This window comes from Streptomyces sp. CB02366 (assembly GCF_001905905.1).
Lineage (GTDB): Bacteria > Actinomycetota > Actinomycetes > Streptomycetales > Streptomycetaceae > Streptomyces.
Genome location: NZ_LIVT01000006.1, coordinates 245,582 through 261,988, shown reverse-complemented (window position 1 = coordinate 261,988; position 16,407 = coordinate 245,582). Strand labels below are relative to the sequence as shown.

Annotated in this window: 13 protein-coding genes; 6 read left to right on the top strand and 7 right to left on the bottom strand. The window is 73.4% G+C overall.

Annotated features, from left to right (window positions below):
* Positions 1-114: 114 nt before the first annotated feature.
* A complete protein-coding gene (gene idi, locus AMK24_RS20170; protein WP_073770194.1) occupies positions 115-708 on the top strand; it encodes an isopentenyl-diphosphate Delta-isomerase in 594 nt (197 codons plus the stop codon).
* A gap of 54 nt (positions 709-762) precedes the next feature.
* Here the strand turns inward: idi and AMK24_RS20165 are convergent, their stop codons facing one another.
* Positions 763-1,218 (bottom strand): ATP-binding protein, encoded by a 456-nt coding sequence (locus AMK24_RS20165; RefSeq protein ID WP_073770193.1) that lies wholly within the window; start codon positions 1,216-1,218, stop codon positions 763-765.
* A gap of 151 nt (positions 1,219-1,369) precedes the next feature.
* A complete protein-coding gene (locus tag AMK24_RS20160; RefSeq protein WP_073770192.1) occupies positions 1,370-1,993 on the bottom strand; it encodes an HdeD family acid-resistance protein in 624 nt (207 codons plus the stop codon).
* An 80-nt stretch (positions 1,994-2,073) separates the two neighbouring features.
* Between AMK24_RS20160 and AMK24_RS20155 the strand changes: the two genes are divergently transcribed.
* Positions 2,074-2,847: an enoyl-CoA hydratase/isomerase family protein gene (locus tag AMK24_RS20155; RefSeq protein WP_073770191.1), complete on the top strand. Its 774-nt coding sequence runs from the start codon at positions 2,074-2,076 to the stop codon at positions 2,845-2,847.
* Between the two features lie 19 nt (positions 2,848-2,866).
* Here the strand turns inward: AMK24_RS20155 and AMK24_RS20150 are convergent, their stop codons facing one another.
* Positions 2,867-3,502, bottom strand: coding sequence for a DJ-1/PfpI family protein (locus AMK24_RS20150; protein ID WP_073770190.1), 636 nt, complete (start codon positions 3,500-3,502; stop codon positions 2,867-2,869).
* 55 nt (positions 3,503-3,557) lie between these two features.
* Positions 3,558-4,568, bottom strand: a complete 1,011-nt coding sequence (locus tag AMK24_RS20145) for a GlxA family transcriptional regulator (protein WP_443333912.1) — start codon at positions 4,566-4,568, stop codon at positions 3,558-3,560.
* A 156-nt stretch (positions 4,569-4,724) separates the two neighbouring features.
* On the opposite strand from AMK24_RS20145, the gene AMK24_RS20140 reads away from it, so the two are divergent.
* Positions 4,725-5,594, top strand: a complete 870-nt coding sequence (locus AMK24_RS20140; protein ID WP_073770188.1) for an SCO6745 family protein — start codon at positions 4,725-4,727, stop codon at positions 5,592-5,594.
* Between the two features lie 185 nt (positions 5,595-5,779).
* The gene (locus AMK24_RS20135) at positions 5,780-8,212 is read left to right on the top strand and encodes a Tex family protein (protein ID WP_073770187.1); all 2,433 of its coding nucleotides are present in this window, start codon (positions 5,780-5,782) and stop codon (positions 8,210-8,212) included.
* Between the two features lie 216 nt (positions 8,213-8,428).
* On the opposite strand, the gene AMK24_RS20130 is transcribed toward AMK24_RS20135, so the two are convergent.
* Positions 8,429-10,066 carry an ABC-F family ATP-binding cassette domain-containing protein gene (locus AMK24_RS20130; protein ID WP_073770186.1) on the bottom strand — a complete coding sequence of 546 codons (1,638 nt, stop codon included), beginning with the start codon at positions 10,064-10,066 and terminating at the stop codon, positions 8,429-8,431.
* Positions 10,067-10,193: 127 nt separating this feature from the next.
* Between AMK24_RS20130 and AMK24_RS20125 the strand changes: the two genes are divergently transcribed.
* The gene (locus AMK24_RS20125) at positions 10,194-11,117 is read left to right on the top strand and encodes an FAD-dependent oxidoreductase (protein ID WP_073770338.1); all 924 of its coding nucleotides are present in this window, start codon (positions 10,194-10,196) and stop codon (positions 11,115-11,117) included.
* 153 nt (positions 11,118-11,270) lie between these two features.
* Here AMK24_RS20125 and AMK24_RS20120 read toward each other — a convergent pair whose 3' ends face one another.
* Positions 11,271-13,061, bottom strand: a complete 1,791-nt coding sequence (locus AMK24_RS20120; protein ID WP_073770185.1) for a BCCT family transporter — start codon at positions 13,059-13,061, stop codon at positions 11,271-11,273.
* A gap of 73 nt (positions 13,062-13,134) precedes the next feature.
* Complete coding sequence (locus tag AMK24_RS20115) at positions 13,135-14,520, bottom strand: M14 family metallopeptidase (RefSeq protein WP_073770184.1); 1,386 nt, start codon at positions 14,518-14,520, stop codon at positions 13,135-13,137.
* A gap of 262 nt (positions 14,521-14,782) precedes the next feature.
* Between AMK24_RS20115 and AMK24_RS20110 the strand changes: the two genes are divergently transcribed.
* Complete coding sequence (locus tag AMK24_RS20110; RefSeq protein WP_073770183.1) at positions 14,783-16,348, top strand: M1 family metallopeptidase; 1,566 nt, start codon at positions 14,783-14,785, stop codon at positions 16,346-16,348.
* Positions 16,349-16,407 lie beyond the last annotated feature (59 nt).

Genomic DNA, 16,407 nt, shown 5'->3' with positions numbered 1-16,407 from the left:
GGCGGGACGGACATGCCCGGACCCGAAGTACGGACAAGCGGCTTTTGTGCGGCAGACTTGATCGGACTCCAGGGGCCCGGCGCACCAGGCCGGGAACCAAAGCGAAGGATGGGTATGCCGACCACACCAGCCACCGCGACGCACAGCTCGTCGGACGGAACCGCAGACGCGATCATGCTCGAACTGGTCGACGAGAACGGCACCACCATCGGCACCGCGGAGAAGCTGGCGGCCCATCAGGCCCCGGGCCAGCTGCACCGCGCCTTCTCCGTCTTCCTCTTCGACGAGCAGGGACGGCTGCTCCTCCAGCGCCGGGCGCTCGGCAAGTACCACTCCCCCGGCGTCTGGTCGAACACCTGCTGCGGGCACCCCTACCCGGGCGAGGCGCCGTTCGCGGCCGCCGCCCGCCGTACGCACGAGGAGCTGGGGATCTCGCCCTCGCTGCTGGCCGCGGCGGGCACGGTCCGCTACAACCACCCGGACCCGGCCTCGGGGCTGGTGGAGCAGGAGTTCAACCACCTGTTCGTGGGGATGGCGCAGGAGACGCTGAGGCCGGACCTGGAGGAGGTCGAGGAGACGGCCTTCGTGACGGCGGCGGAGCTGGCGGAGCGGCACGCGCGGGCGCCGTTCTCGGCCTGGTTCATGACGGTGCTGGACGCGGCATGCCCGGCGATCCGCGAGCTGACGGGGGACTCGGCGGGCTGGTGAGGACCGCCCGGCGCCGGGGTGCGCGCGCCCCTTCGCCGGGCCCGTCGCGGGCGGTCAGAGCTGCGTCTTCAACGGCAGCGCCGCCCAGATGCTCTTGCCGCCGCTCGCGGTGTGCTCGACGTCGCAGGCGCCGCCCGCCTCCGCGGTGATCACCTTGACCAGCAGCAGCCCCCGGCCGCCGGTCTGCGCGTAGTCCGTCTCCAGGGCGGTGGGGCGGTAGGGGTGGTCGTCCTCGACCGAGACCCGGACCCAGTCGGCGGCGACGGCCACCTCCACGGCCAGCTCGGGCGAGAGCAGCGCCGCGTGTTTGACGGCGTTGGTGACCAGCTCCGAGACGATCAGCAGCAACCCCTGGAGGACGTCGTCCTCGATCGGCACGCCCTGCCGACCGAGGAGGTCGCGTACGGCGTGCCGGGCGCGGGGCACGGAGGCGTCCACGGCGGGGGCGGTGAAGCGCCACACCCCCTCGTACGACACGGGGTCGGCGGGGGCACTCCCGAGGCTCTCCATCGTCCGGCACCAGCTCTCACTCGCACTGCACTGCACTGACCGTCGAGTAAAGAGTGTTGGGAATGGCTTGGTCCGCCCCGTGTCACTGGCCGGAAGTAGCCAGGTATCGGCGCTATTTGACCAAACGTGCGAAATCTTGCATGGCTCTGGACTATTTCTGTTCTCTTTCCGGCGACTTGCTCGGGCTGCCGTCGTGTGGCGCCCTTCCATCGCGCCGCCCCGACACCACGCCGAGGATGCGCCGTCCGCCGATGCCGAGGGCGAGCAGGCCGAGTCCGTCGAACAGCAGCGCCAGCGAGAAGAAGCAGCCCAGGACGTACAGACTGCTGTGCGGCCAGTCGAACAGCACCAGCAGGCCCAGCAGCAGGCCGAAGGCTCCCTGCAGCAGCGTCCACCCCATCTGCGGGCCGCGCACCACGACGCTGCCGACGAGCCGGAAGACGCCGCCGGTCAGGAAGAGCAGGGCGGCGAACATGGTCAGCGCCTCGGCCGTGCCGACGGGATGTCTGATGACGACGACGCCCGCCGCGAGGTTGAGGGCCGCGACCACGACACCCAGCCAGAAGTAGTTCGTGCCGCGCGAATCGACCGCGTGCAGCAGCCCGACCAGGCCGCCGACGAGCAGCAGCCAGCCGAAGAGGAGCATCGAGGTGAGGGTGGCCACGCCGGTGTAGACGAGGCCGACGACCCCCGCGATCACCAGGAGCGCGCCGAGCAGGGCGAGCCGGCCGAAACTGCGGTTCAGCCTCCGGCCCTCGGCGGTCGGTTCGTTCATCGACGACTCCTCACGGTGCGTGACCGGATCGCGACCCCTTCTTGATCATAGGTTCGAACCGCGGGGATAGCATCCGGCACATGGACCGTACGGAACCCCGGCTCGTCGCGACCGTCGAGCACGGCGTCGCCACCGTCGTGATCGCCAACCCCGCCAAACGCAACGCCATGACCCCCGCGATGTGGCGGAGCCTGCCGGAACTGCTGGACCGGCTGTCGGCCGATCCGGCGGTCCGGGTGCTGGTGCTGACCGGAGCCGGCGACACGTTCTGCGCCGGGGCCGACATCTCCACACTGCGGGAGGGCGCGGAGAGCGCGCAGGACCTGGCGGTGGCGGCCGAGGAGGCGCTCGCGGCGTTTCCCCTGCCGACGCTGGCGGCGGTACGCGGCTACTGCGTGGGGGGCGGCGGCCAGCTGGCCGCCGCCTGCGATCTGCGGTTCGCGGAGGAGGGCGCCTCCTTCGGGATCACCCCGGCCAAGCTGGGCATCGTCTACCCCGCCTCCTCGACCCGGCGGCTGGTCGCCCTGGTGGGTCCGGCCACGGCCAAGCACCTGCTGTTCTCCGGCGAGCTGATCGGCACGGAACGGGCGCTGCGCACCGGCCTGGCCGACGAGGTGCTGCCGGCCGGCGGCCTGGACGAGCGGGTCGAGGAGTACATACGGGTGCTGGCGTCGCGGTCCCGGCTCACTCAGGCCGCGGCGAAGGAGTTCGCCGCGGGCCGGACGGACCGGGAGGCGTACTGGGCCGGCGAGGCCCGCACCAGCGCGGACGCGGCGGAGGGCGTCGCCGCCTTCCTGGAGCGGCGAGCGCCCCGCTTCACCTACGCCACGGGGCCCACCGGGACCGCCGGGTGAGGCGGCGTGCGGACAGGGGCTACCGCGTGCTGTGCCGGCTCCTGGCCCGCCACTCCTCGACGAGGGCTGCCGGGGCCTTCTCGGGCGAGCCGCTGTCGTAGGGCGGCTGCGGGTCGTACTCGGTGAGGAGCTGCACCGAGCGCGCCACGTCGTCGCCCGCCATCCGGCCGAGCAGGGTCAACCCCATGTCGATGCCGGAGGAGACCCCGGCGGCGGTGACGTACTTGCCGTCGAGGACGACGCGTTCCCCGGTGGGCTCGGCGCCGAACTCCTTCAGCGCCTCCAGCGCCAGCCAGTGCGAGGTGGCCCGGCGGCCCGCGAGCAGTCCGGCGGCGGCCAGCAGCAGCGAGCCGGTGCAGACCGAGGTCGTCCAGGTGGTGGCGGCGTCGGCCGAGCGCAGCCAGCCGAGCAGGGCCTCGTTCTCCATCTGGTCGTTCTGTCCGGGGCCGCCCGGCACGATCACCACGTCGGGTGACGGGACCTCGGCGAGCGTCTTCTCCGCGACCAGGGCGAGGCTTCCGGTGTCGTTGCGGACGGGGCCGGTCCGCTCGGCGACGAAGACGGTCTCGGCGCCGGGCGTGCGGCTGAGGATCTCGTAGGGGCCCACCGCGTCCAGGGCGGTGAAACGGTCGAAGAGCACGATGGCGATCTGCACGGGAACGGCCTCTCTGTCGGTCGGTCGGGTGGTGCGGTTCAGGTGCTCGTACGGTTCAGGTACGGGGCGGCCCGTACGGTCCGGGCAGGGGTCCGCCCGTACGGTCCGGGTACGGAGCGGGGGCGCGGAAGCGGCGGCGGTACTCGGCGGGCGCCGTCGCCAGCGTCTTCACGAAGGCCCGCCGCATGGCCTCCGAGGTGCCGTAGCCACTGGCCCGGGCGACCTGCTCGACGCCGTCGGCGGTGTCCTCCAGGAGGCGGCGCGCGTGCTCCAGGCGGACGCGCTCGACGTACCGCCCCGGGGTCGTCCCGGTCTCCGCGCGGAACGCGCGGGCGAAGTGCCGGGGCGAGAGCCGGGCGCGGGCCGCCAGGGTGTCGACCCCGAGGTCGGCGGCCGGGTTCCGGTCGATCCAGAGCTGGACCTCGCGCAGCGGTTCGCGCCGCGCGGTCTGGGCGCTGAGCTGGGCGCTGAACTGGGCCTGGTTGCCGGGGCGGCGCAGGAACACCACGAGGTGCCGGGCGATGTCCAGTGCGAGCTCCCGCCCGTGGTCCTCCTCGACCAGCGCGAGGGCGAGGTCGATTCCGGCGGTGACGCCCGCCGACGTGGCCAGCCTCCCGTCCCGTACGAAGATCGGTTCGGGGTCGACCCGGACGGCCGGGAAGTCGCGGGCCAGCCGCTCGCAGTAGTTCCAGTGGGTGGTGACCCGGTGGCCGTCCAGCAGCCCCGCCTCGGCCAGCAGCAGCGCCCCGGTGCACACGGAGACGAGCCGGTCCGCGCGGGGCGCGTGCTCGCGCAGCCAGCCGGTCAGCTCCGGGTGGGAGCCGCGGGTGCCCCGGCCCCCGGGGACCAGCAGGGTGTGCGGTACGGGCGCCTCGGCCAGGCGGCCGTCGGGAACCAGGGTGAGGCCGCTGGTGGAGCGGACCGGACCGCCGTCGAGCGAGGCGGTCCGCAGGTCGTAGGAGACCCCCTCAGCGCGGGAGGCGCCCGCGAAGACCTCCATCGGGCCGCTCACATCGAGGCTCTGGACGCCGTCGAAGAGGACGACGAGCACGGTTCGCTGCTTCACGTCCGCCATCCTGGGCGGCGGGCGGTGATGGCCGCAATGACATGTGCCCCACCTTTCCTGCCACGGTCCGGCCCGGCGAGTCCGGCCGCCGCCTGCCGGGCACGGCCTGCCGCCCCGGGGTTCCCTGCCGTACCGACCAGTCGGTAACGTTCTGGTATGGATACTCTCCCGGCCCGCGCGGAACGCCGCTGCCACAACGCCGTCAACCCGCTGCACTCCTGTCTCTTCTTCTCCCCCGACCTGGGCGTGGAGATGGGGAAGATCGGCATCGAGGACCCGGCCGCCGCCTACTTCGCGACCCGGGCCGCCGCGCTCGGCGCGGTCGGCGCGGGCGCCGTCACCGCCGCCTTCTACAACTTCAACCCCGTGCTGGTGGCCCGCCATGTGCCCGCGGTCTGGGAGACCGCCGGTCCCGAGGCGGTCCTCGGGGCCCGGCTGCGGGCGGCGGACACGACGCTGCGCCGGCTGCTCGGCGAGGAGGCCGTCGCCTCCGCGGAGATGGCGGAGGCGGCCCGCCTCGCGCTGCGCGCCACCGAGGCGTGCACCCCGCACGCCCGCCCGCTGTACGCCGCCCACGCGGACCTCCCGGTGCCCGAGGAGCCGCACCTGGCGTTCTGGCACGCGGCGACGCTGCTGCGCGAACACCGGGGCGACGCGCACCTCGCCGCCCTGCTCACGGCCGACCTGGACCCGCTGGAGTCGCTGGTCAGCCACACGGCCACCGGGAAGGGCATGGCGATCGGCTGGATCCTCTCCTCCCGCGGCTGGCGCCGCACCGACTGGGAGGCGGCCTGCGGCCGGCTGCGGGAGCGCGGACTGCTGGAGGCGGGCGAGGAACTGGCGCTGACCGATGCCGGGACGGCGCTGCGCGCGGAGGTCGAGGAGGCGACGGACCGCATGGACGTCGCCCCGTACGCGCACCTGGGCGCGGACGGCGTGGAGCGGCTCACCGAGCTGGCGCGCCGCTTCCTCTTCACGGCCGCGGCGGCGGGAGCCTTCCCGGCCGCGGCGACCGGCCGGAGCTGACCCCGCGCCGCCCGGGGCCCGGCACGCACCGCCGGGCCCCGGGCGTGTCGCCCGAGCTCGCGCGACACGGCCCCCGGCCACGCGGCACAATGCAGGGCCGGGGGTGCCCCGGTACAGCAAGAGCGTGCTCAGCGGGACCGAGCACGGCCAGCACAGCCAGTACGGGAAGGCGAGTCGGGAAAACCGTGACGACGTCCATCGAAGGCAGGATCGCCGAGGAGCTCGGCGTACGTGAGCGGCAGGTCAGGGCGGCCGTCGAGTTGCTCGACGGCGGATCGACCGTGCCGTTCGTCGCGCGCTACCGCAAGGAGGCGACCGAATCCCTCGACGATGCGCAGCTGCGCACGCTGGAGGAACGGCTGCGCTATCTGCGGGAGCTGGAGGAGCGGCGTACCGCGATCCTCGAATCCGTACGCGAACAGGGCAAGCTCGACGAGGCGCTGGAGGCGAGCATCCGGGCCGCCGAGACGAAGGCGCGCCTGGAGGACGTCTACCTGCCGTTCAAGCCGAAGCGGCGGACGAAGGCGCAGATCGCCCGGGAGGCGGGGCTCGGACCGCTGGCGGACGGCCTGCTCGGCGACCCCTCCACCGACCCGCTCGTGGCCGCCGCCGCGTTCGTGGACGGCGACAAGGGCGTCGCGGACGCGGCGGCCGCCCTGGAGGGGGCGCGTGCGATCCTCACCGAGCGGTTCTCCGAGGACGCCGACCTGACCGGCGAACTGCGCGAGCGGATGTGGACGCGCGGCCGGCTGGCGGCGAAGGTGCGCGAGGGCCAGGAGGAGGCGGGCGCGAAGTTCGCCGACTACTTCGACTTCGCCGAACCGTTCACCGCGCTGCCCTCGCACCGGATCCTGGCGATGCTGCGCGGCGAGAAGGAGAACGTGCTCGACCTGGTCCTGGAGCCGGACGCGCCCGAGGTCTCGGAGCAGCCGGGCCCGTCCGCGTACGAGAACATGATCGCCCGCCGCTTCGGCGTAGCGGACCGGGGCCGCCCCGGCGACAAGTGGCTCGCGGACACCGTGCGGTGGGCGTGGCGGACCCGTATTCAGGTGCACCTCGGCATCGACCTGCGGCTGCGGCTGCGCACGGCGGCGGAGGACGAGGCCGTGCGGGTCTTCGCGTCCAACCTGCGCGACCTGCTGCTCGCCGCCCCGGCCGGGACGCGGGCGACGCTCGGCCTGGACCCCGGTTTCCGCACGGGAGTGAAGGTCGCGGTCGTCGACGCCACCGGCAAGGTGGTGGCCACCGACGTGATCCACCCGCACGTGCCCGCCAACAAGTGGGACCAGGCGCTGGCGAAGCTGGCGCGTCTCGCGAAGGAGCACGCGGTCGACCTGATCGCGATCGGCAACGGCACGGCGTCCCGCGAGACGGACAAGCTCGCCGGTGAACTGATCGACAAGCACCCCGAGTTGAAGCTCACGAAGGTGATGGTCTCGGAGGCGGGCGCTTCGGTGTACTCCGCCTCCGCCTTCGCCTCGCAGGAACTGCCCGACATGGACGTGTCGTTGCGCGGCGCCGTCTCCATCGCCCGGCGGCTCCAGGACCCGCTGGCCGAGCTGGTGAAGATCGACCCGAAGTCGATCGGCGTCGGCCAGTACCAGCACGACCTGTCGGAGGTGAAGCTGTCCCGTTCGCTGGACGCGGTCGTCGAGGACTGTGTGAACGGCGTCGGCGTGGACGTCAACACCGCCTCCGCGCCGCTGCTTTCGCGGGTCTCCGGCATCAGCTCGGGGCTGGCGGAGAACATCGTCGCGCACCGGGACGCCCACGGCCCCTTCCGGTCCCGCAAGGCGCTCAAGGACGTGGCACGGCTCGGCCCGAAGGCGTACGAGCAGTGCGCGGGCTTCCTGCGCATCCGGGGCGGCGACGATCCGCTCGACGGTTCCAGCGTCCACCCCGAGGCGTACCCGGTGGTGCGGAGGATGGGGAAGAGCGCGGGCGGCGAGGTCGCCTCGCTGATCGGCAACACGGAGGCGCTGCGGGCGCTGCGCGCCGCGGACTTCGTGGACGACGTGTTCGGGCTGCCGACCGTGACGGACATCCTCAAGGAGCTGGAGAAGCCGGGGCGGGACCCGCGTCCGGCGTTCCGTACGGCGACCTTCAGGGAGGGCGTCGAGAAGATCGGCGACCTGGAGCCCGGCATGGTCCTGGAGGGGGTGGTGACCAACGTGGCCGCGTTCGGAGCGTTCGTCGACGTCGGCGTCCACCAGGACGGGCTGGTGCACGTGTCGGCCCTGTCGAAGACGTTCGTGAAGGACCCGCGCGACGTCGTGAAGCCCGGGGACATCGTGAAGGTCAAGGTCATGGACGTCGATGTGCCGCGCAAGCGGATCTCGCTGTCGCTGCGGCTCGACGACGAGCCGGGCGCGGGCGGCGGCTCGGGCGGCGGGCAGGGCCGCGGCGAGCGGGGCGGCCGGCCGCCGAAGCAGCGCCAGGGCCAGGGGGCCGGTGGCGGCCAGGGCCGGCAGGGCGGCGGACGGGACCGTCGAGGGGGCGGCGGATCCCGGCAGGGCGGTCAGGGCGCTCCGGCTCCGGCGAACAGCGCGATGGCGGACGCCCTGCGGCGGGCCGGCCTCACCGAACCGAAGCCGGGCGGCGGCGGCCGGGGGCGCTGACCCCCCCCCCGGGGGTCTTCGGGGCGGGCCGCCGGGGGCGGCCCGCCCCGCTCCTCTGCAACGGCAGGGGGCGGGGCGCGGCCGTCCCCGCTCGCTCGGGCGGTGGCGGGCCGGAGCGGCCCCTCCCGGCCGGCGGGAAGTACGCGGGGTCTGCCGAGGCGCGAGGGGGTTCGGGAGGGGGCGGGGCGCGGCCCGCGCCCGGTCCCCCGGTTCCGCTCAGACTTCCTTGACCTGGCCGTCCGCCACCTCGATGCGGCGGGTGGTGCGGACCGCCTCCAGCATCCGCCGGTCGTGCGTGACCAGCAGCAGGGTGCCGGTGTACGTCTCCAGGGCCGCCTCCAACTGCTCGATGGCGGGCAGGTCCAGGTGGTTGGTCGGCTCGTCGAGCACCAGGAGGTTGACCCCCCGGCCCTGGAGCAGGGCGAGGGCAGCACGGGTGCGCTCCCCCGGCGACAGGCTGGTCGCGGGGCGCGTCACGTGATCCGCGCGGAGACCGAACTTGGCGAGCAGGGTGCGGACTTCGGCCGGCTCGGTGTCGGGCACGGCCGCACAGAACGCGTCCAGCAGCGTCTGCGCGCCGAGGAACAGCTTGCGGGCCTGGTCCACCTCGCCGACGACCACGCCCGAACCCAGGGCCGCGTGCCCGGAGTCCAGGGGGAGCCGCTCCAAGAGGGCGGCCAGCAGGGTGGACTTCCCCGCGCCGTTGGCCCCGGTGATGGCCACCCGGTCCGCCCAGTCGATCTGGAGCGAGGCGGGACCGAAGGCGAAGTCGCCGCGTACCACGCGGGCTTCGCGCAGAGTCGCGACGACGGAACCCGATCGCGGGGCGGAGGCGATCTCCATCCGCAGCTCCCACTCCTTGCGGGGCTCCTCCACGGTGTCGAGGCGCTCGATCATGCGCTGGGTCTGGCGGGCCTTCGCGGCCTGCTTCTCGCTGGCCTCGCTGCGGGCGTTGCGGCCGAGCTTGTCCCCGTCGGTGGCCTTGCGGCGGGCGTTCTTGACGCCCTTGTCCATCCAGGAGCGCTGCATGTGCCCGCGCGCTTCGAGGGACGCCTTCTTGTCGGCGTACTCCTCGTACTCCTCGCGGGCGTGCCTGCGGGCGGTCTCCCGCTCCTCCAGGTAGGCCGCGTAGCCGCCGCCGTACAGGGTGATCTGCTGCTGGGCGAGGTCCAGTTCGAGCACCTTGGTGACCGTGCGCATGAGGAACTCGCGGTCATGGCTGATGACGACGGTGCCGGCGCGGAGGCCGGACACGAAGCGCTCCAGGCGCTCCAGGCCGTCGAGGTCGAGGTCGTTGGTGGGCTCGTCGAGGAGGAAGACGTCGTAGCGGGAGAGAAGCAGCGAGGCGAGTCCGGCGCGGGCCGCCTGGCCGCCGGAGAGCGCGGTCATGGGCCGGTCCAGGCCCACGGTCAGCCCCAGCTCGGCGGCGACCTGCGCGGCCCGTTCCTCCAGGTCCGCGCCGCCGAGGGCGAGCCAGCGCTCCAGGGCCTCGGAGTACGCGTCGTCCGCGCCCGGGGCGCCCGCCACGAGGGCCTCGGTCGCCTCGTCCATGGTGCGCTGGGCGTCGGCGACCCCGGTGCGGCGGGCCAGGAACGCGGCCACGGTCTCGCCGTCGCGGCGCTCGGGCTCCTGCGGGAGGTGGCCCACGGTGGCGGTGGGCGGTGACAGCCGCAGCTCGCCCTCCTCCGGGCGGTCGAGTCCGGCGAGCAGGCGGAGCAGGGAGGACTTGCCCGCGCCGTTGACTCCGACGAGACCGATCACGTCCCCTGGGGCGACGACGAGGTCGAGTCCGGCGAAGAGCGTGCGGTCGCCGTGTCCGGCGGCGAGGTCCTTGGCGACGAGAGTGGCAGTCATCAGGGTGCCGATCCTAGTCTCCGCCGGATGGTGCCCGCGGCTCTGCCGCCCCTGGCCCGGGGTTTCCGGTTTCGGTTAGCGTCCGGGCAGCGACGGACGCGGGGCGGGAAGGACAGGGGTGACCCGGATGACGGATGTGATCGTGGTGGGCGGCGGGGTCGTCGGTCTCACCACCGCCGTGACGCTGGCGGAGCGCGGGCTGCGGGTGCGGGTCTGGTCGCGGGATCCGGCCGGTTCCACGACGTCGGCGGTGGCGGGGGCGCTGTGGTGGCCGTACCGGATCGAGTCGGCGGAGCGGGTGGGCGCCTGGGCCCTGGAGACGCTGGCGGTGTACGAGGAGCTGGCCGCCGCCCCGCGGGAGACCGGCGTACGGCGGGTGGCGGGGCTGCACGGCGGGGAGCGGCTCGCGGCGCTGGGGGCGTGGGCGGCGGGGTTGAAGGACGCCGCGGAGGTGGCCGGAGGGCTGCGCGTGACCCTGCCGCTGCTGGACATGCCGGTCCATCTGGCGTGGCTGGAGCGGCGGCTCGCGGCGGCGGGCGGGGCGGTGGAGCGGCGGGCCGTGTCGGGGCTCGGCGAGGCGGCGGAGGCGGGCCCGGTGGTGGTGAACTGCACGGGGCTCGGGGCGCGCGAACTGGTTCCCGACGCCGGGGTGCGGCCGGTGCGGGGCCAGTTGGTCGCGGTGGAGAACCCGGGGATCGAGGAGTGGTACACCGAGGCGGATCCGGCGTCGGAGGCGACGACGTACTTCTTCCCGCAGCCGGGGCGGCTGGTGCTGGGCGGTACGGCCGAGGCGGACGATCCGCGTACGGAGCCCGACCCGCGGACCGCCCGGGAGATCGTGGCGCGGTGTGCGCGGATCCGGCCGGAGATCGCCGGGGCGCGGGTGCTCGGGCACCGGGTGGGGCTGCGCCCGGCGCGGGAGGCCGGGGTGCGGATCGAGGCGGAGGCGCTGCCGGGCGGCGGACTGCTGGTGCACAACTACGGGCACGGCGGCGCGGGCGTGACCGTGGCCTGGGGCTGCGCGCGGACGGCGGCGGCGCTGGTGGGGTGAGGGGGCCGGTCCGGTGCGGGGAAGAGGCCGGGATCCGGCGCGGGGCCTGCCGGGCCTGCCGGCACGGGCGGCACCGGCGGCACGGGCGGCACACGGCAGGAGCCCGCGGCCGGTGGGCGGTCGCGGGCTCCGGGCGGTCGGGCGGTCACCGGGTCAGTCGGCGGGCCGCTCCTTCTCCGTGGAGACGGTGGAGGCCGGGGCGGCCGTGGAGCCCGAGCCGCCGGACTCGTGCTGGTGGCGCTCGTCCTTGATCGGCGTGGTGCCGGGGCCGATACGGATCTCGAAGTCGCCGTCGTACTTGGCGTGCCCCTCGATCACCGCGGACTCGACCGCCTCCACGCCGAACTCCTGGCGGACGATCTGCGGGTCCTTGCGCAGGTCCCGCATCAGGGCCACGCACATCCCGAGCATCACGATGACGAAGGGGGCCGCCACCAGGATGGTGAGGTTCTGGAGCCCTTGGAGGGCGTTGTCCTTCCCCTCGCCGATGAGCAGCATGATCGCGGCCACGGCCCCGGTCACGACGCCCCAGAAGACGACGACCCAGGTGCCGGGTTCCAGGACGCCCTTCTGCGAGAGGGTGCCCATGACGATCGAGGCGGCGTCGGCGCCGGAGACGAAGAAGATGCCGACCAGGACCATCACCAGGATGCAGGTGACCGTGGCGATCGGGAACTCCTGGAGGACGCCGAACAGTTGCGCCTCGGGGGTGTCGGCGCCCTGGAGCTTGCCGGCCTCGTCCAGCTTCATGGCCGAGCCGCCGAAGACGGCGAACCAGATCAGGCTGACGGTGCTGGGCACCAGGATGACGCCGCCGACGAACTGGCGGATCGTGCGGCCGCGGCTGATCCGGGCGATGAACATGCCGACGAAGGGCGTCCAGGAGATCCACCAGGCCCAGTAGAAGACCGTCCAGCTGCCGAGCCAGTCCGCGACGTCGCCGCCGCCCGTGGCCTCGGTGCGCCCGGCGAGCTGTCCGAGGTCGCTGAGGTACGCGCCGATGGAGGTGGGCAGCAGGTCGAGCACGATGATCGTGGGGCCCGCGATGAAGACGAAGACCACCAGGAGCAGGGCCAGCACCATGTTGGTGTTGGACAGCCACTGGATGCCCTTCTCGACGCCGGAGACCGCGGAGAGGACGAAGCAGACGGTCAGTGCGGCGATGATGGCGACCAGCAGGCCGGTGCCGGTCTTCTCCATCCAGCCCAGTTCCTCGAAGCCGCTGCCGATCTGCAGCGCCCCGAGACCGAGCGAGGCCGCGGAGCCGAACAGGGTGGCGAAGATCGCCAGGATGTCGATGAAGCGGCCGACGCCGCCGTAGGCGTGCCGCTTGCCGATCAGCGGCTCGAAGACGGCGCTGATCGTCTGCCGCCTGCGCCGCCGGTAGGCGCTGTACGCGATGGCCAGCCCGACCACGGCGTAGATGGCCCAGGGGTGCAGCGTCCAGTGGAAGAGGGTGGTGGCCATGGCCGTCTGCTGCGCTTCGGCCGCGGTGGCGGGGTCGGTGCCGGGCGGCGGGGTGCGGAAGTGGGCGAGCGGCTCGCTCACGCCGTAGAACATCAGCCCGATGCCCATGCCGGCGCTGAACATCATGGCGACCCAGGAGGTGGTCCGGAACTCCGGCTTCTCGGCCTCCTGTCCCAGGCAGATCTTGCCGTACCGGCTGACGGCCAGCCACAGCGCGAAGACGACGAAGCCCGAGGCGGTCAGCATGAAGGCCCAGCCGCCGTTGTGGATCAACCCCTCCAGCAGCGTGCTGGACACGCTCTCCAGAGAGTCCGTGGCCGTCGCCCCCCACACGACGAAGGCGAGCGTGAGGACGGCCGTGACCCCGAACACCACTCGGTCGGTGGTGGGCGCTCTGGCACTGACCGGTTCGGGGGGAAGGTCGGCTGTGACCGCCAGCCCTTCCCGCCCCTCCGCTGTCTGGTCGTCCTGGGACACAAATGGCACCTTTCACCGAGTCCGAAAAACGCTCTCCGTAGGCAGTACCACACCTGCCCAGGATCTCGAAGGATCAACAAGCAGTTACGGCTTGACCGTTTACGAGGTGATATGTCGCTCGCTGATCGAGGAGCAGGGGAATCAGGGATCGAGCCGACTGCCCAAGGGGCACGAACACGCCATCCGGCTCCGGCCGGACTGCGACCCCGTGGAGGGCCAACTCGTCCCGCACCTCCGCGTACTGGGCGGCGTCCAGCCGGTAGCCGCACGGCGGGTCGGCGAGGGTCTCGGAGGGCTCGGCCGGGTCGTTGTCGGCGCCGCCGAGGTACACGGGCCCCCGGTCGGCGAGACCGGCCAGGCGCGAGAGGGCGGTGGCCGCACGGAGCCGGGCGCGCTGCTCGTCGGCGAAGTCGAGGAGGCCGCCGAGCGCGGTGAGCTGGGAGGCGACCCGGCGGCGGTGGTTGCGGGCCGGGTCCGCCTTCTCCGCGTCGCTCAGCGCGTCGACCCGGGATTCGATGAGCAGGCCGGCGGCGTGCTTGAGGCCGGAGACGTTGCGCAGGATGCGCTCCTGGCCGTCGCCCGCCACCTGTTTGACGGGCTCCCCGGTGGCCGGGTCGGTCCAGATGCCGTAGTGGCCGCTGGTGTAGCCGCCCGCCGTCGCGGCGGGGCGGACATAGCGCTCCGAGAGCGTGTGCGAGGCGTCGTGGACCCGGTCGTGGACGTTGAGGTTGCGCGGCCAGAGGGCGAACAGGTCCTTGTCGTAGTACGGCGGGGTCGCACCGTACTCGTGCAAGTCGTAGATCACCCGCGGTTGTTCGTCGCGCACCACGGCGGCGACGGCCCGCGCCTCGGCGGTCTTCAGCGCGATGTGGTCGCGGTTGACGTCGATCCCGGCCGCGTTGCCCCGGGTGTCGGCGGCGCGCCCGTCCGGGTTGGCCGTGGGCAGCACCAGCAGCGTCGTACGGGAGAGGAGGGCGCGGGTCTCCCGGTCCTCGGCGAACGCGAGGTCGCGGACCGTGGTCAGACACGCCTCGCGCCCGGCCGGCTCGTCCCCGTGCTGTCCGCAGATCAGCAGCACGGTGGTGGCGCCGGGCCGCTCCCGCCCCAGCCGCACGAGCCGCAGGGGGCGGCCCTGAGCGGTGGTCCCGACGCGGTCCACGGAGACCCGGCCGCTCCCCCGGTCCACCGCGGCGAGGAAGTCCCGCTCCTCCGCCTCACCGGTCCAGCGCCGCCCCTCGCTCGTCTCGAACCCGGTGCGCGGCGGACGGTGCGCGGCCTCGGCGGGTGCGACGGCGAACGGGAGGGCGAGAGCGGCGGTCAGCACCGCCACCGCCGTCCGGCGGATCGTCCGCGCTCCCCCGCCCGATGCCGCCGGTCCGGCGGCCGTGGCGCCCGCGACCGGTGCGAGCCACGGGTGCGGGCTGAGCATGCGGAGTGCGTGGGCGACGCGTGGGGTCATCGGCGGCTGCCTCCCGGGGCATGGGGGACGGAACACCGTGACGCCCCGTCGGCCTGTCGGCGAAGTGCGGACGTTACCCCGGTCAACTCCTGTGCAACAAGGGGTGATCACTGCCGGTCGCCCGGTCGCGCGTCGTCGTCCGTGACGAGGGGATGGCGATCATGTGACAGAAGTACCCGGAACGGCCCGTACCGCTCCGACGGCTGCTTAGCCTCGTGGCGACCGGCCGGAAGACCCTCCGGCCCGACCATGTGGAGCTTGCGTGCACCGCAGATTCATCGTCCCCAGCGCACTGGCGGCCACCCTCCTGCTGGCGATCCCGGCAGCGGCAGCACCGGGCACCGTGGGCGCCCCGGGCATCGGCGACCCCTACTACCCGGCGAGCGGGAACGGCGGCTACGACGTCTCCCACTACGACCTGCGGCTGAAGTACCGGCCCACGACCGACCTCCTGGAGGGTACGGCGACGATCCTCGCCACCACCACGCAGGAGCTGTCCCGTTTCAACCTCGACTTCGGGCTCGACGTGTCCGAGGTGCGGGTGAACGGCAGGAAGGCCGGGTTCGCCACCAGCGGCGACCACGAGCTGGAGGTCACCCCGGCGGCTCCGCTCGCGAAGGGCAGGGCCGTCTCGGTGGTCGTCCGGTACGCCGGAAAGCCCTCCGAGCTGAAGATAGGCGGCTGGACCGCCTGGGCGCGGACCCCGGACGGCGGGGTCGCCGCGCAGGAGCCGGACTCGGCCGTGTGGTGGTACCCGAGCAACGACCACCCGCTCGACAAGGCCACGTACGACATCTCGGTCTCCGTGCCCGACGGCACCCAGGCCATCAGCAACGGCGTCCTCCAGTCGCAGAGTTCGAAGCTCGGCTGGACCCGGTTCAACTGGCGCTCGGACAAGCCGCAGGCCACGTACCTCTCGACGCTGGCGATCGGCCGGTTCGACATCACCACCGACAGGACGGCCGACGGCCTGCCGGTCCTCAACGCCTACAGCAAGGACCTCGGCCCCAACGCCGGGGCGGCCCGCGCGAGCATCGAGCGGAGCACCGAGGTCGCCGAATGGCTGACCGGGGTGTTCGGCCCGTACCCGTTCAACGCGCTCGGCGGCTACGTGCCGAACGTGAAGAGCGGCTTCGCCCTGGAGACCCAGACGCGGCCCTTCTACAGCCCGAGGCAGTTCGCGAACGGCGCCAACGTCTCCGTCGTCGTGCACGAGCTGGCCCACCAGTGGTACGGCAACAGCGTGTCGGTCGACGGCTGGAAGGAGATCTGGATCAACGAGGGCTTCGCCCGCTACAGCCAGTGGCTCTGGTCGGAGAAGGAGGGCGAGGGCACGGCGCAGGAGCTGGCGGACTACACGTACGCGCAGCACCCGGCCGACGACCCCTTCTGGAAGGTGAAGCCGGGCGACCCCGGCCCGGACGACCAGTTCGACATCGCCGTCTACGACCGGGGCGCGCTGGCGCTCCAGGCGCTGCGCAACGAGGTCGGCGACGAGGTGTTCTTCGAGCTGCTGAAGGGCTGGCCGACCGAGCGCGCCCACTCCAACGCGAACGTGGGCGACTTCCTCCGGTACGCGGAGCGGGTCTCGGGCAAGCCGCTCGCCGCCCTCTTCGACACCTGGCTGTACCGGCCGTCGCGGCCGGCCGGACCGGCGGCGGCCGGGGCGGGGCTGTCGGAGGAGGCGCTGTCGGCGCGCTCGGCGCCGAAGGTCGAGCGCCCGGCGTCCTGGAAGAAGATCGCGGCGACGAACACCGTGCACGACCACGGGGACCGGAGCCGCGGCCATGACGCGGCCGGGGGGCGCCCGGGTCACGGCCACCGCTGACGGCGGCCGACGCCGAGGCGCGTCGGGGCGGCCCGGGGGGGGGCGTCCGGCGGATCTCG